At 69.3% G+C, this 15,094-nt stretch carries 14 protein-coding genes and 1 tRNA gene; 10 read left to right on the top strand and 5 right to left on the bottom strand.

The window, feature by feature from the left end; translation table 11 throughout:
- Positions 1–54: 54 nt before the first annotated feature.
- A complete protein-coding gene (locus ACLQ25_RS18140; protein WP_425732026.1) occupies positions 55–2,352 on the top strand; it encodes a cellulose binding domain-containing protein in 2,298 nt (765 codons plus the stop codon).
- Positions 2,353–2,551: 199 nt separating this feature from the next.
- Here ACLQ25_RS18140 and ACLQ25_RS18135 read toward each other — a convergent pair whose 3' ends face one another.
- Positions 2,552–3,562 (bottom strand): LLM class flavin-dependent oxidoreductase, encoded by a 1,011-nt coding sequence (locus tag ACLQ25_RS18135; RefSeq protein ID WP_425732025.1) that lies wholly within the window; start codon positions 3,560–3,562, stop codon positions 2,552–2,554.
- A gap of 45 nt (positions 3,563–3,607) precedes the next feature.
- The gene (locus ACLQ25_RS18130) at positions 3,608–4,087 is read right to left on the bottom strand and encodes an Lrp/AsnC family transcriptional regulator (protein WP_355049541.1); all 480 of its coding nucleotides are present in this window, start codon (positions 4,085–4,087) and stop codon (positions 3,608–3,610) included.
- A gap of 83 nt (positions 4,088–4,170) precedes the next feature.
- Between ACLQ25_RS18130 and ACLQ25_RS18125 the strand changes: the two genes are divergently transcribed.
- A complete protein-coding gene (locus ACLQ25_RS18125) occupies positions 4,171–5,349 on the top strand; it encodes a trans-sulfuration enzyme family protein (RefSeq protein ID WP_425732024.1) in 1,179 nt (392 codons plus the stop codon).
- On the opposite strand, the gene ACLQ25_RS18120 is transcribed toward ACLQ25_RS18125, so the two are convergent.
- On the bottom strand, positions 5,350–6,018 hold the full coding sequence (locus ACLQ25_RS18120; RefSeq protein WP_425732023.1) for an NAD-dependent epimerase/dehydratase family protein: 669 nt from the start codon (positions 6,016–6,018) through the stop codon (positions 5,350–5,352). It abuts the gene before it with no gap.
- 96 nt (positions 6,019–6,114) lie between these two features.
- Between ACLQ25_RS18120 and ACLQ25_RS18115 the strand changes: the two genes are divergently transcribed.
- On the top strand, positions 6,115–6,966 hold the full coding sequence (locus ACLQ25_RS18115; protein WP_425732022.1) for an alpha/beta fold hydrolase: 852 nt from the start codon (positions 6,115–6,117) through the stop codon (positions 6,964–6,966).
- 6 nt (positions 6,967–6,972) lie between these two features.
- Here the strand turns inward: ACLQ25_RS18115 and ACLQ25_RS18110 are convergent, their stop codons facing one another.
- Entirely contained in the window at positions 6,973–7,395 is a 423-nt protein-coding gene (locus ACLQ25_RS18110; protein ID WP_425732021.1) for a hypothetical protein, read from the bottom strand.
- A gap of 356 nt (positions 7,396–7,751) precedes the next feature.
- A tRNA-Leu gene (locus ACLQ25_RS18105) sits at positions 7,752–7,828 on the bottom strand.
- Between the two features lie 106 nt (positions 7,829–7,934).
- Between ACLQ25_RS18105 and ACLQ25_RS18100 the strand changes: the two genes are divergently transcribed.
- From ACLQ25_RS18100 to ACLQ25_RS18070, 7 genes are all read left to right on the top strand, one after another.
- Positions 7,935–8,558 (top strand): ANTAR domain-containing response regulator, encoded by a 624-nt coding sequence (locus tag ACLQ25_RS18100; RefSeq protein WP_355049623.1) that lies wholly within the window; start codon positions 7,935–7,937, stop codon positions 8,556–8,558.
- A 50-nt stretch (positions 8,559–8,608) separates the two neighbouring features.
- The gene (locus ACLQ25_RS18095) at positions 8,609–9,790 is read left to right on the top strand and encodes a hypothetical protein (RefSeq protein ID WP_425732020.1); all 1,182 of its coding nucleotides are present in this window, start codon (positions 8,609–8,611) and stop codon (positions 9,788–9,790) included.
- Positions 9,791–9,999: 209 nt separating this feature from the next.
- Positions 10,000–11,166 (top strand): branched-chain amino acid ABC transporter substrate-binding protein, encoded by a 1,167-nt coding sequence (locus ACLQ25_RS18090; RefSeq protein ID WP_425732019.1) that lies wholly within the window; start codon positions 10,000–10,002, stop codon positions 11,164–11,166.
- 109 nt (positions 11,167–11,275) lie between these two features.
- Complete coding sequence (locus ACLQ25_RS18085; RefSeq protein ID WP_425732018.1) at positions 11,276–12,226, top strand: branched-chain amino acid ABC transporter permease; 951 nt, start codon at positions 11,276–11,278, stop codon at positions 12,224–12,226.
- Positions 12,223–13,413, top strand: a complete 1,191-nt coding sequence (locus ACLQ25_RS18080; protein ID WP_355049549.1) for a branched-chain amino acid ABC transporter permease — start codon at positions 12,223–12,225, stop codon at positions 13,411–13,413. Before ACLQ25_RS18085 ends, ACLQ25_RS18080 begins: the two co-directional genes overlap by 4 nt.
- A gap of 43 nt (positions 13,414–13,456) precedes the next feature.
- Complete coding sequence (locus tag ACLQ25_RS18075) at positions 13,457–14,326, top strand: ABC transporter ATP-binding protein (protein ID WP_425732049.1); 870 nt, start codon at positions 13,457–13,459, stop codon at positions 14,324–14,326.
- Positions 14,316–15,026 carry an ABC transporter ATP-binding protein gene (locus ACLQ25_RS18070; RefSeq protein WP_425732017.1) on the top strand — a complete coding sequence of 237 codons (711 nt, stop codon included), beginning with the start codon at positions 14,316–14,318 and terminating at the stop codon, positions 15,024–15,026. The genes ACLQ25_RS18075 and ACLQ25_RS18070 overlap by 11 nt, the downstream gene beginning before the upstream one ends.
- Positions 15,027–15,094: the final 68 nt, after the last annotated feature.

Below are 15,094 nucleotides of genomic sequence, written 5' to 3'. Positions count from 1 at the left end.
GGGCAGGGCAGGTGGGCCAACAGCGGTCACCACCGGATCCCCCGGAGGCAGTTCATGCACCCGTCAAGACAACGGCTGACCCTGCTCGCCGCCTCGACGGCCGCAGTCGTCGTGGCCGGCACCGTCGGCACGGTCGTCGCCTCGGCCGCCGCCGTCGGCTGTCGCGTCGACTACCAGGTCACCAACCAGTGGCAGGGCGGCTTCGGCGCCAACGTCACCATCACCAACCTCGGCGAGGAGATCAACGGCTGGACCCTCGCCTGGTCCTACGCCGCCGGCCAGCAGGTCTCCCAGGCGTGGAACGCCACCGTCAGCCAGTCCGGCGCGCAGGTGAGCGCGCGCAACGTCGACTACAACGGCGCGCTCGCCACCAACGGCACCGCCTCGTTCGGGTTCAACGCCTCCTGGACGAGCAGCAATCCGGCACCGGCCAGCTTCACGCTCAACGGCGTCACCTGCACCGGAGCGCCTCCCACGGGCGACCCGACCACCCCGGCGCCCACGACTCCACCACCCACCACCCCGCCGCCGACCACACCGCCACCCACCACACCGCCACCCACGACGCCACCGCCGACCACGCCACCACCCACCCCTGGGCCCGGGGCGAAACAGCTGGAGAACCTCGACCGAGGGCTGGTCAGCGTCCGCTCGGGCAACGGCAACCTGGTCTCCTGGCGTCTGCTCGGCACCGAGACCTCCGGCGTGTCGTTCAACCTCTACCGCGGCTCGACCAGGGTCAACGCCAACCCCATCACCGGCGCCACCAACTACCTCGACAGCGGCGCGGCGGCCGGCTCGACGTACACCGTGCGGGCCGTGGTGGGCGGCGCCGAGCAGGCGGCGTCCGCGCCGGCCCTGCAGTTCGCCAACGGCTACCTGGACGTGCCCCTCCAGGTGCCGGCGGGCGGCACCACACCCAGCGGGGAGAGCTACACCTACAGCGCCAACGACGCCTCCGTCGGCGACCTCAACGGTGACGGCAGCTACGAGATCGTCCTCAAGTGGGACCCGTCGAACGCCAAGGACAACTCCCAGTCCGGCTACACCGGCAACGTCTACGTCGACGCGTACACCCTGACCGGCACCCGGCTGTGGCGCATCGACCTCGGCCGCAACATCCGGGCCGGCGCGCACTACACGCAATTCCAGGTGTACGACTACGACGGCGACGGTCGCGCCGAGGTGGCCATGAAGACCGCCGACGGCACCCGCTCCGGCACCGGCCAGCTCATCGGCTCGTCGTCGGCGGACTACCGCAACTCCAGCGGTTACGTGCTGTCCGGCCCGGAGTACCTGACCGTGTTCAACGGCCAGACCGGCGCGATCGCATCCACCGTCAACTACGACCCGCCGCGCGGCACCGTGTCGTCCTGGGGCGACTCGTACGGCAACCGGGTGGACCGGTTCCTCGCCGGCACCGCGTACCTGGACGGCCAGCGCCCGTCACTGATCATGGCGCGGGGCTACTACACCCGGGCGGTGATCGCGGCCTGGGACTACCGCAACGGCTCGCTGACCAAGCGCTGGACGTTCGACTCGAACTCCTCCGGCAACGGCGCGGCGGCCGGCCAGGGCAACCACCAGCTCTCCGTGGCCGACGTCGACGGCGACGGCCGCCAGGAGATCGTCTACGGCGCCGCCACCATCGACGACAACGGGCGGCTGCTCTACTCGACGGGCAACGGGCACGGCGACGCGATGCACGTCGGGGATCTCGACCCGGGTCGCGCCGGCCTGGAGGTGTTCAAGGTCGACGAGGACGGCAGCAAGCCCAGCTCGTGGTTCGCGGACGCCCGTACCGGTCAGATCCTGTGGTCCACGCCGGCCTCCGGCGACAACGGCCGGGGCGTCTCGGCGGACATCTGGGCCGGCAGCCCCGGCGCGGAGTCCTGGTCCGCGGCGGTCTCCGGCCTCGCCAACACCCGTGGGCAGAACATCGGCCGCAAGCCGTCGTCGACGAACTTCCTCGCCTGGTGGGACGGTGACCCCGTCCGGGAGCTGCTGGACGCCACGAGGATCGACAAGTACGGCACCGGGGGCGAGACCCGACTGCTCGACGGCAGCGGGGTCGCGTCCAACAACGGCACCAAGTCCACGCCGTCGCTCTCCGGCGACATCCTGGGCGACTGGCGCGAGGAGGTGATCTGGCGGACCACCGACAGTCGGGCGTTGCGCATCTACAGCACACCCACTCCGACCAGCACCCGGATCTACACCCTGATGCACGACCCGCAGTACCGGGTGGCGATCGCGTGGCAGAACACCGCCTACAACCAGCCGCCGCACCCGGGGTTCTTCATCGGCGATCAGATGGCGGGCCCACCCACCCCGAACATCTACCTACGCTGATCTAACCCTGGCGGTCCTGATCGAGTTCGCCTAAGGTGGCAGGCACCGGGCCGCAGCCGCGGAATCCGCACAGCTGCAGCCCGGTGCTCCACACCGCGGCATTCCCGACCCGTCCCGACCGGGAATGCCGTACCACCACCGGAACCAACATTAGGCACCGTCCGGGTCGCGGGAGTGACGCTGACGTGAAGATCGTGTTTCACGCGTCCCGACGCAGGCCCCCGGCCACCTTCTCGGCGATCAACTCGTACGACCGCACCCGGTCGGCCACGTCGTACACGAGCGTGGTGAGCATCAGCTCGTCCGCGCCGGTGCGCTCCTGCAACTCGGTGAGCTGCCGCCGCACCGTCTCCGGCGATCCCATCGCCTGACCCTCGCGCCGTTGCAGCACGAACTCCCGCTCGAACTCCGTGTACGGGTACGCCGCCGCCTCGTCCGGCGTCGACAACGGCTCCGGCCGACCGGAACGCAGCTTCAGGAACGACAGCGCGCTCGGCCCGGCCAGCCACTCGGCCCGCTCGTCGGTGTCGGCGCAGACCGCGTTGACGGCCACCATCGCGTACGGCTTGTCCAGCCACTGCGACGGCCGGAAGTTCTGCCGGTACAGCGCCAGCGCCGGCAGCGTGTTCGCCGCGCTGAAGTGGTGCGCGAACGAGAAGGGCAGACCCAACAGGCCGGCCAACTGGGCGCTGAAGCCGCTCGACCCCAGCAGCCACACGGCCGGCTGCTCGCCGCGACCCGGGGTGGCGACGATCTGCCCCGGCTGCTCGCCGCTGAAATAGTTCATCAGGTCGGCCAGCTCACGCGGGAAACCCTCCGCGGACAGGCCCTCCATGGTGCGCCGCAACGCCAGCGCGGTCACCTGGTCGGTGCCCGGGGCCCGGCCGATGCCCAGGTCGATCCGGCCCGGGTGCAGCGCCTCCAGGGTGCCGAACTGCTCGGCCACCACCAGCGGCGCGTGGTTCGGCAGCATCACCCCACCGGAACCCAGCCGGATGGTCGACGTGTTCGCCGCCAGGTGCGCCAGCAGGACCGCCGGCGCGGAGCTGGCGATCGCCGGCATGTTGTGGTGCTCGGCCACCCAGAAGCGGTGATAGCCGAGCTCCTCGGTGCGTCGGGCCAGCTCGGTGGTGGCCTGCAACGCCGCGCCGGCGGTGGCGCCCTTGGCAACCGGGGCAAGATCAAGAACAGACAACGGTACGGTGATCACACGCAGTGCCAACTCCCCGGCCTGCCCGTTCATTCCGACGGCGGCTCAGCCCACCCCACGCGCCTGCTCGAAGATCAGGCTGGTCTGCGTGTGCTGCACCACCGGATCGACCGCCAGATGGTCCAGCACGAAATCCCGCAACGCGTCACCCGACGCGGCCCGCACGTGCAGCACGTAGTCCTCCGCGCCCGCCACGTGGAACACCGACACCACCCCGGGCAGCCGCACCGACCGCGCCCGGAACGCGTCCACCGCCGCCCGCTCGTGCGCCGTCAACCGCACCGACACCAGCGCCTGCAACGGCAGGCCCAACGCCGCCGGATCCACCTCCGCGTGGAAGCCCCGGATCGCCCCACGCTCGCGCAACGCCCGGGTACGCGTCAGACACGTCGACGGCGCCACCCCCACCCGCTCGGCGAGCGCATTGTTCGGCAACCGGCCGTCCGCCACCAACTCGGCGAGGATCGCGCGGTCCACCTCGTCCAGGGCCGGATACGGCCGCACATCGTTCGACTCAGAGGGCATCCGAGCATCGTCCTCCGAACCACCGGCCGAAACCAGGGCCCCCAACAGAATCATCTACCAAACTGTTGCTCCCGTGCCGGCGGATGTTCGACCCTACCCGCATGACGACGGTGGACACCCGGGCCGTACACGCCGGCCGCGACGACCTGCGCACGCTCGGCGTGCACGTACCACCGATCGACCTCTCCACCACCAACCCACTGCCGTCGGTCGACGACGGCGGCAACGCCTACGAACACCTCGCGACCGGCGGCACCCTGCCCGCCGACGCCAGCGCCGTCTACCAGCGGCTCTGGAACCCCACCGTCGCCCGTTTCGAAACCGCCCTCGCCGCCCTCGAAGGCACCGAACAGGCGGTCGCCTTCGCCAGCGGCATGGCCGCCCTCACCGCCACCCTGCTCGCCGCCACCCGCGACGGCCACCGCCACATCGTCGCCGTCCGCCCGCTCTACGGCGGCACCGACCACGTCCTCGCCACCGGTCTGCTCGGCACCACCGTCACCTGGGCCCACCCCGACCAGGTCGCCACCGCCATCCGCCCCGACACCGCGATGGTCGTCATCGAGACACCGGCCAACCCCACCCTCGACCTCGTCGACATCGCCACCCTCGCCGTGGCGGCCGGCGACGTGCCCCTGCTCGTCGACAACACCGTCGCCACCCCCGTCCTGCAACAACCCGCCCGGCACGGCGCCGCCCTCGTCCTGCACAGCGCCACGAAGAGCATCGGCGGGCACGGCGACGTCCTCGCCGGCGTCGTCGCCTGCGACGAGGCCTGGGCGGTGCGCCTGCGCCAGGTCCGCGCCGTCACCGGCGCAATCCTGCACCCCCTCGGCGGCTACCTCCTGCACCGCGGCCTGCAGACACTCCCGTTGCGGGTCCGCGCCCAACAGGCCACCGCCGAGAAACTCGCCGGCTGGCTCGCCGACCACCCCGCCGTACACCGGGTGCACCACCCCTCGATGCGCGACCCGGCGGCGCTCGTCGGCCGGCAGATGTCCGGACCCGGCAGCCTCCTCGCCTTCGAGGTACGCGGCGGCGCGTCCGCCGCCGCCACCGTCGCCGCCTCCTGCCGACTCATCACCCACGCCGTGTCCCTCGGCGGCGTCGACACCCTCATCCAGCACCCCGCCTCGCTCACCCACCGACCCGTCGAGGGCGACGCGAAGCCGGACGGCGCGCTGCTGCGCCTCTCCGTCGGCCTCGAAGACCCCGAGGACCTCCGCGTCGACCTGGCCCAGGCCCTCGACGCGATCGCCTGATCAGCGCAGCTCGCGGTTGCCCAACACCCGGGTCGGCGAGCCCTCCCGCGCCACCCGCAACATCGCCCGGCCGATCCCGTCGGTGGTCGTCACCTGGTTCGGCAGCAGCCGCCGCAACACCGGAAACAGCGGACGGGTCACCGCGTACCCGATCCGGTAGGGCCGCGTCCGCGACACCGCCCCGTACGTCGGCTGGATGAATCCCGGCCGCGCCGCGTACCCGTTGGGCAGCAGTTCCATGACCGCGTTCTCGGTGCGGCCCTTGACCCGCGCCCACATCACCCGACCCTGACCGGTCGGGTCGGTGCCGACGCCGGAGACGTAGACGAACGTGACCTGCGGGCTCACCTCGGCAAACAGTCGGGCGGCGGCGATCGGGTAGTCGAAACTGATCCGGGTGTACGCCGCCTCGTCCAGACCGAGCGACGACACACCGAGGCAGTAGAAGCAGGCGTCGACGCCGGTCAGCTCGGCCCGTACCGACTCCAGGTCACCGACGTCGGTGACGGTCAACTCCCGCAGCTTCTCCTCCCGCTGGCCGGTCGGCCGGCGACCGATGGTGAGCACCTCCCGCACGTCCTCGGCGAGCAGGCACTCCCGCAACACGCCCTGACCGACCATGCCGGTCGCACCGAAGATGACCACCCGCATCAGATCCACCCCTGTCATCGGTCCCGCCACAGGCTCCCACGATCGGCATGACCGTCAAGGCCCGCGGAAAGCCACGGCGGCCGACAACGCCGGACCGACTCGAGGGGGACGAACATGCCGTTCATCACCGTGGGCACCGAAAACAACACCGCCATCGACATCTACTACGAGGACCACGGCTCCGGCCAACCCGTCGTGCTCATCCACGGCTTCCCCTTCAACGGCGCGACCATGGAGAAGGTCGCCAACCCCCTGCTCAAGGCCGGCTACCGGGTCATCACCTACGACCGCCGCGGATTCGGCGCCTCCGGCCAACCGGACACCGGGTACAACTACGACACCCTGACGGCCGACCTCGACACCCTCATGACCGAGCTGGACCTGCGCGACACCATCCTCGTGGGCCACTCCATGGGCACCGGCGAGGTGACCCGCTACCTCAGCAGGTACGGCTCCGACCGGGTCAGCCGGGGAATCCTGCTCTCCCCTCTTGCGCCGTTCCTGCGCAAGACCGCGGACGACCCCGACGGCGTCGACGGCAGCGTCCTCGACGGCTTCAAGCAGGCCATCGTGGCCGACCGGTTCGCCTTCCTCACCGCCTTCTGCACCAGCTTCTTCAACTACGAGCAGACCAAGGGCAAGCAGGTCAGCGAGGAAGCGTTCAAGGCGCACTGGACCATCGGCCGGCTCGCCTCCGCCCGTGCGATGTACCAGTGCATCGACACCATCTCCACCGACTTCCGCGCCGACGTGCCCCGGATCAACGTGCCGATCCTCATCGTCCAGGGCGACCAGGACGCCGTGCTGCCCTGCCCGGTGACCGGCCAACGGCTCGCCCCGATGCTGCCCGACGGCACACTCGTCACCCTCAAGGGCGCCCCGCACGGGATCCCGTGGACCCACGCCGACGAGGTCAACAAGGCGATCATGGACTTCCTCGGCGCGCCGGCCATGGCCCGCGCGTGACCCTGGTCAGGACTTCGGGCCGACGTGCCGATCCAGCGCGACGACGGCGTCGCGCCGCGCCACCGACAGGCAGTTGCGCCGGTTCATCCGCCAGGCGATACCGAGCAGGTCCAGGCTCCACTGGCAGAGCCCCATGATGTCGGTCGACTCATTGACGAACATGTAGCGCGGGTAGACGTACTCCTTGCCCCGCACCGTCACCCGGTTGGCGAACCGGCAGCCGTCGGAGTGGAACAGGCCGCGCACGAAGTCGCCCGGGTGGCTCTCGACGAGCGACCGTTGCCAGTCGGCCAGGACGATCGGCCGCTCGTGCTTCTTGCCGGGACCGTGCTGCGGAAACAGACACGGCCAGTGTGTGCCGTAACTCTGCACGCTGACGCAGCCGGCCTGTTGAACGCGCTGCACCTTCGCAGCCAGCACGTGCCGCATCGCGGTATCGCAGGCCTCGATCAGTCCCGGCCAGGTGTCGCTACAGGCGATCCGAAGTACCGGAACGCGGGCGGATGTGACCAAGTGTCCATCGCCCAGGTAGAGGCCGAGCAGGTAGAGGTACGCAGCGGGATCTGTCTGAATGTCGACGTCCGGCCGGCAGCGAAAGCAGCGTGACGCGGTGCCGTGCTCGCTCGGCACCGCACCTCTACACCAGCCTCGGACCGTAGGGTAGGGGAGTCTTAGGCGTCGGGCGACCTCGGCCACGGTGCTGCCGGACAGGTGCTGTTGCCTCGCTCGTAGACGTAGCTCGGGTGGGTGCACAGCTGGATTTTGGAACAATCGTACGACACTTTTGGTGCCCCCGGTGGGACTCGAACCCACACTGTCGGAGGTTTGAGCTCCGTTTCTCTGCCGATTGGAATACGGGGACGGCTTGGCCGAATGCTCTGGTGGCCTTCCATAGGTTACCTACTACGCTGAGGGCGGTGACACCCGGCTGGGCGGGTGTCGGGTTCTAACTGGTGGGGGTAGGGCTGGTGGCTGAGACGCCGACGGATGCCGAGCGCAGGCGCGTACTGATCGCCGAGGACGAGGCGCTGATCCGGCTGGACCTCGCCGAGATGCTGGTCGAAGAGGGCTACGAGGTGGTGGGGGAGGCCGGCGACGGCGAGACCGCCGTACGCCTCGCCGAGGAGCTGAAGCCCGACCTCGTCATTCTCGACATCAAGATGCCGATCATGGACGGGCTGGCCGCCGCCGAGCGCATCGCGGGCGCGCGGATCGCTCCGGTGATCATCCTCACCGCGTTCAGCCAGCGGGATCTGGTGGAGCGGGCGCGGGCGGCGGGCGCGATGGCGTACCTCGTGAAGCCTTTCCAGAAGAGTGACCTGGTCCCGGCGGTGGAGATCGCGTTGTCGCGGTATTCGGAGGTCGCGGCCCTGGAGGCCGAGGTCGCGAGCCTGACCGACCGCCTGGAGATCCGCAAGACGGTGGAGCGCGCCAAGGGCGCGCTGATGACGACGTACGGGATGACCGAGCCGCAGGCGTTCAAGTGGATCCAGCGCACGGCGATGGACCACCGGATGACCATGAAGGAGGTCGCCGAGCGGATCCTCGCGGAGACCGCCGGCGGCGAGGTGGCGCAGCAACCGTCCGTCTGAACGCTGGTCGATCCTCGGCGGCGGCTGATCGGATCGATAGCATCAGTTGCGTGTCGGTCCGGCGTACGGTCGCGGTGGTCGGGGTTGTCGTCACGCTGCTCGCCGGCTGCCGGGCCGCCGACGACGGGCGGCTCCCCGAACCGGTGCGTCCACGGTGGGAGATGGCGGATCTGCCGGTGCCCCCGGGTGCACCGGGTCGGCTCATCGCGCGTGATGTGACCGCCTGCGCGGGTCGGTGGTACGCCGTCGGCGCGGTGGGTGCGCCCGATGGTGGAACCCGGCCGGCCGCCTGGCGGAGTGTGGACGGTCGGGTGTGGACCACGCTGCCGTTGCGGCCGATCAGCTACTACGGCGAGCGCGCGATCCTGTACGCGGTTGGCTGTCACGAGGGTCGGATCGCCGTCATCGGGGCGCGGTCGGGTGGCGCGCACGGCAATCCGCGGGTACGGACGTGGCGGCAGGACGCCGACGGTGGTCTGTCCGAGGTGCCGGCGGAGTTCGAGCTGTACGGCGGACCGGAGGCGGTCAGCGCGAGCCGTATCGCGGGTGGCGTTGGCGGGTGGCTGATCGCGGGCGCCCGCACGGGTGGGGCGGCGGTGTGGCGTTCCGCGGACGCGACCGACTTCGGGCTGGTCGACGATGCTCCGGGGTTGGCCAGTGACGCGGGGTTGACGACGATCGCCACGGATGTGGTGGCGGCGCCCGATGGCTGGTTGGTCGCGGGCGGGGGTCGGCCGGCGGGTCGGGCCGACCGTGATCCGTACGTCTGGTCGTCGGCCGACGGCCGGGCGTGGACGCGGACGGCATTGCCGGCGACGGGTGCGGACGAGGTCGTGCAGCGTCTCGTCCGGGTGGGTGCCGTGGTGTACGCCCTGGGGGTGCGGGGGAGCGCATTTCACGCCTGGAAATGGTCGCCTGAGGCGACGGTCGGAGCCGAAGAATGGCGGGCGGTCGCGGATTTCGGGGCGACGGGCGCGGGCGCGGTGGCGGGTGTCGAGGCGGTTGCCGGCGACGGTGGCGTGGTGCTGGCGATGACGGTGGCGAGCGACGGGCACCGGCTGTGGCGGTCCGCCGGGGACGCCTCGTCGTGGGCGCCGGTGACCCTGCCGGGTCACGTTTCCGCTGGTGGGGACACGTCGGCGGCGGTCGCGGCAGCGGACGGTCGGATGGTGGTCACCGTCGACGACGGGGTGGCGGCGCGGGTGTGGTTCGCGCCTTCTGGGCCCGTTTGACGAGTTGTCGACAGCCGCCGATGTGACATCTAAACGCGAGGTTTTCCGCCTCTGGTAACGGTTGAGTCAATGCCGCCTACGACACCTTACGGGGAGTAGTGGTTGTGGGATAACGTCCCGCCCCAGACCGGGTAAACGGTCCGGTCCGTGGTCGCCTTCGGCGTTCTGTCAGGCGATTCCGGGCTTCTGGACGGAGGAGGGTTCCAGCCTTGAGGCAAAACTTCGTGCGCGTCCTCGGCAGCGTCGCCATCTTGGCGCTTGTTGCCGGCGGCGCCAGCGCATGTAAGAAGGACGAGGGCACGTCGGAAGGTTCCGCCAACAAGGCGTGCGACCTCAAGATCGGTTTCTTCGGTGCGCTCTCCGGCGCCGACGCCGGCCTGGTCACCCCGATGAAGCAGGGTGCCGACCTGGCCGTGGAGAAGTACAACGCGGAGAACGCGGACTGCAAGGTCAGCGTTCAGGCGTTCGACTCGCAGGGCAAGGCCGACCTCGCGGGTGGTCTCGCGACCAGCGCGGCGGCCGACACGAAGATCGTGGCGATGGTGGGCCCGGCGTTCTCCGGTGAAAGCGAGGTCGCGCTGCCGATCTTCGACACCGCAGGTCTGGCCGTCATCAGCCCGTCGGCCACCCGGCCGAGCCTGTCGACGAAGGGCTGGAAGGTCTTCCACCGCGGTGTGGGTAACGACTTCTCCCAGGGCCCGGCCGTCGCCAGCTACATCAAGAACGTGCTGAAGTCTGACAAGGCGTTCGTCATCGACGACCAGTCGGCGTACGGCGCGGGTCTGGCCGACGAGGTCAAGAAGGGCCTCGGCTCGCTGGTCATCGGCACCGACAAGGTGGTCGACAACGCCCAGGAGTTCGGTGCGCAGATCTCCAAGGTCAAGACCAGCGGTGCCGCTGTTCTCTTCTACGGCGGTTACACCGAGGAGGCGGCGCCGTTCCTGAAGCAGCTGCGGGCTGCGGGCTGGACCGGCACGTTCATCGGTGGTGACGGCATCAACGACGCGAACATGCTGTCGGTCGCCGGTCAGAAGGACGTCGAGGGCACCATCGCCACCTGCCCGTGTGGCCCGGCGACCGCTGCCAAGGGCACGTTCGTGACCGACTTCAAGGCCAAGTACAGCGTGGACCCGGGCGTGTACGCCGACGTCTCGTTCGACCTGGCCAACATCTACCTTGAGGCGATCAAGGCCGGCAAGACCACCCGCGCCGACATCCAGGCCTTCCTCTCCACCTACAACAAGGCCGGTTCCGCCTCTGGCGTGACCTACAAGTGGGAGCCGAACGGCGAGCTGGACCCGGCACAGGTCAAGGTGTGGGCCTTCAAGGCGAAGGCCGGCGCGTGGGCTCCTGACGTGGAGATCCCGAAGGCCTGATCCCGCCAGGGTCACAGGTTTGAGGGCGTGACGAACAGAGTTGGTTCGATGCGGCCGGGGTGCGTAACCCCGGCCGCATCGGCTCAACGCAACACCCTTCGGAGCATCGGTGGACTTTGCAGAACTCGTCCGGGGCTTCCCGGAACTGACCACAACCGGGTTGGTGCAGGGTGCGATCTACGCGCTCATCGCCCTCGGCTACACCCTCGTCTACGGCGTACTTCGCCTGATCAACTTCGCGCACTCCGAGGTCTTCATGATCGGCACGTTCGGTGCCATCTGGACCTGGGCGGCCTTCGGGCTGGACAGCAACAGCGGCGCTCCGTCGGTCGGTCGCGCGCTGCTCCTGATCGCCCTCGCGATCGTGGCGGCCGCGTTGCTGTCCGGCAGCGTCGCGCTGCTGATCGAGGTTACCGCCTACCGGCCACTACGGCGCCGCAACGCGCCGCCGCTGGCCTTCCTCATCACCGCCATCGGCGCGTCGTACGCCCTGATGGAGTTGTTGGGGACGCTGACCCAGCGTCGGCAGGTCGGCTCGCCGGCCCTGCTGCCGGCCGACACCTTGTTCAAGATCGGTGGCTGGAGCGTCACGCCGGTGCAGATGCTGACGCTGAGCGTGGCCATCATCATGATGGTCGGGCTGGACTGGTTCGTTAACCGCACGCGCTTCGGCAAGGGCATCCGCGCGGTCGCGCAGGACGCCAACACCGCCGCGCTGATGGGTGTCAACAAGAGCCGGGTGATCGCGTTGGTCTTCGTGCTGGGCGGTCTGATGGCCGGCGTCGCCGCCGTCTTCAGTGACATGAAGAGCGGAAACACCCGCTACAACATCGGCTTCCTGCTCGGGCTCAAGGCGTTCTCCGCCGCGGTGCTGGGCGGTATCGGCAACCTGCGGGGTGCGGCGATCGGCGGCATCCTGCTGGGTCTGGTCGAGAACTACGGCTCGGCGCTCTTCGGCTCGCAGTGGCGGGATCTCATCGCGTTCGTGGTGCTGATCGTCCTGCTGATGTTCCGGCCGACCGGCCTGCTGGGCGAGTCGTTGGGGAGGGCGCGGGCATGACCGCTCTGCGAGAGCGCTGGCACTCCGCTTCGAGTGCCATCGGTCGGCGGGTCGACGGGCTGCCGAAGTCCGCCCGGATCACCGGGTTGCTGGCCTTCCTCGCCTTCCTCTACATCCTGCCGAACAAGTGGTTCTACGAGTACCTGAACATCCCGGGTCTGTGGATTCCGCTGTACACCACGCGCAACGACATGGCGGCGGTGCTGTTCTACTGCGCGTGGATCGTGCTGCTGTCGCTCGGTCTCAACGTCGTGGTGGGCTACGCGGGTCTGTTGGACCTGGGGTTCTTCGGCTTCTTCGCCGTCGGCGCGTACACGGTGGCGTTGTTGACGTCGCCGGAGAGCAAGCTCATCACCGAGTACAACTGGTTCGAGAGCCCGTGGCCGTGGCTGGTCACGGTGCCGATCGCGATCGCACTGGCGCTTTTGTCCGGTGTGCTGCTCGGGGCTCCGACGCTGCGGCTGCGGGGTGACTATCTGGCGATCGTGACCCTCGGTTTCGCGGAGATGATCCGGATCGTCGCCAAGAACCAGGACTGGGTCCTGAACGGCGACCGGGGCATCCCGCAGGTGGGACACCCGCCGGGCAAGTACCCGGACGGGACGGCCATCTTCCAGTTCGAGTTCAAGCCGTACTACTGGCTGCTGCTCACCGTGATCATCGGTGCGGTCTTCCTGATCCGGAACCTGGCCAACAGCCGGGTCGGTCGCGCCTGGGTGGCGATCCGTGAGGACGAGGACGCGGCGGAGCTGATGGGTGTGCCGACGTTCCGGTTCAAGCTGTGGGCGTTCGCGATCGGCGCGGCGGTCGGCGGACTGTCCGGCACGTTGTGGGCCGGTCAGGCCAACTTCGTCAACTCGTCCACGTTCTCCCTGGAGAATTCGATTCTGGTGTTGGCGGCGGTGCTGCTCGGTGGCGCCGGCAGCATCGGTGGCGCGATCCTCGGCGGCTTCCTGGTCATCTACATTCCGGAGTGGCTGCGGTCGGTGGGTGACGTCTTCGGTCTGCCGGAGACGGCCACCGTCTTCGGCAACGACTTCGACGTCAGCCCGACGTCGTTGCGGTACTTCATCTTCGGGGTCCTGCTGATCATCGTGATGATCTTCCGCCCGCAGGGTCTGTGGCCGAACCGGCGGCGTGCCGCCGAGCTCAAGGACCGGCAGAAGGAGGTGGCTGTCGTTGAGTGAGCCACGGATGGGTAGCGAGCGCGACGTCACCAGCGAGCGTGACATGGCGATCGACGCGCGGACGACGGTGGGCAGCCCGGCGGAGACCTCGTCGACACCGGACGAGGCCGTCAGCGAGCCGGCCACCCCGGTCGACGGCCGCAAGCCGCTGCTGGAGGTCGACCACGTCACGCTGCGGTTCGGTGGCGTGGTTGCCCTCAACGACGTCAACTTCACCCTCTACGAGGGGGAGATCCTCGGGCTGATCGGGCCGAACGGCGCGGGCAAGACGACCTGCTTCAACGCGATGACGGGCGTCTACACCCCGACGACCGGCCAGATCCGGTTCCGAGGCGAGAAGGTCAGTGGCCGTAAGCGGTTCCAGATCACCAAACTCGGGATCGCGCGGACCTTCCAGAACATCCGTCTCTTCCCGGAGATGACGGCGCTGGAGAACGTGCAGGTCGGCGCGGACGCCAACCACAAGACCAGCGTGCCGAGCGCCCTGCTGCGGTTGCCGCGGCACTGGCGGGAGGAGCGGCAGGGCAAGGCCAAGGCCCGCGAGCTGCTGGACTTCGTCGGCATCCAGGGTCGCTCCGGCGACCTGGCCCGTAACCTGTCGTACGGTGACCAGCGTCGACTGGAGATCGCCCGGGCGCTGGCGACCGATCCCACGCTGCTCTGCCTGGACGAGCCGGCCGCCGGGTTCAACCCGGCGGAGAAGGTGGCCCTGCTTCAGCTGATCCGCAAGATCCGCGACTCGGGCGTCACCGTTCTGCTGATCGAGCACGACATGCGACTGGTCATGGGCGTGGTGGACCGGCTGGTGGTGCTGGAGTTCGGGCAGAAGATCGCCGAGGGGTCGCCGGCCGAGGTGCGCGACGACCCGAAGGTGATCGCTGCGTACCTGGGAGGTGTCGAGGATGCTGCTTGAGATCGACAACCTGAAGCTGCTCTACGGGCGTATCGAGGCGCTGCACGGCATCAGCCTGCACGTCGACCAGGGCGAGATCGTGGCGCTGATCGGTGCGAACGGCGCCGGTAAGACCACGACGATGAAGGCGATCTCCGGGTTGCACGCCATCTCCGGCGGCAGCATCAAGTTCGACGGCACCGATGTCAGCCGGCTGCGCGCCGACCTGCGGGTGATCCGGGGGATCGGGCAGTCGCCCGAGGGGCGCGGCGTCTTCCCCGGTATGACCGTGCTGGAGAACCTGGAGATGGGGGCCTACACCCGCAAGGACCGGGCCGGCATCGCCAAGGACCTGGCGATGGTGTTCGACCTGTTCCCGCGGCTGCACGAGCGCCGCAAGCAGGCCGGTGGCACGCTCTCCGGCGGTGAACAGCAGATGCTGGCGGTGGGTCGGGCGTTGATGACCCGTCCGAAGCTGCTGCTGCTGGACGAGCCGTCGATGGGGCTGGCGCCCAAGCTGATCCAGCAGATCTTTGAGATCATCACGCGGATCAACGAGCAGGGCACGACGATCCTGCTGGTCGAGCAGAACGCGCAGCAGGCGCTGTCGCGGGCCCACCGGGGGTACGTGTTGGAGACCGGCCGGATCGTCAAGGAGGGCACCGGCCAGGAACTCCTGCACGACCCGGCGGTCAAGGAGGCGTACCTCGGCGTGGCCTGAGTCACCGACGACGAAACGGCCGGCGAGCGATCGCCGGCCGTTTCGTCGCGTCTGCGAGGCGACGACGA

It is taken from the genome of Micromonospora sp. DT44 (assembly GCF_049841635.1).
In the GTDB taxonomy this organism is placed as follows: domain Bacteria; phylum Actinomycetota; class Actinomycetes; order Mycobacteriales; family Micromonosporaceae; genus Micromonospora.
The sequence above is the reverse complement of the archived record's forward strand: the minus strand, read 5'-3'. Positions and strand labels throughout refer to the sequence as shown.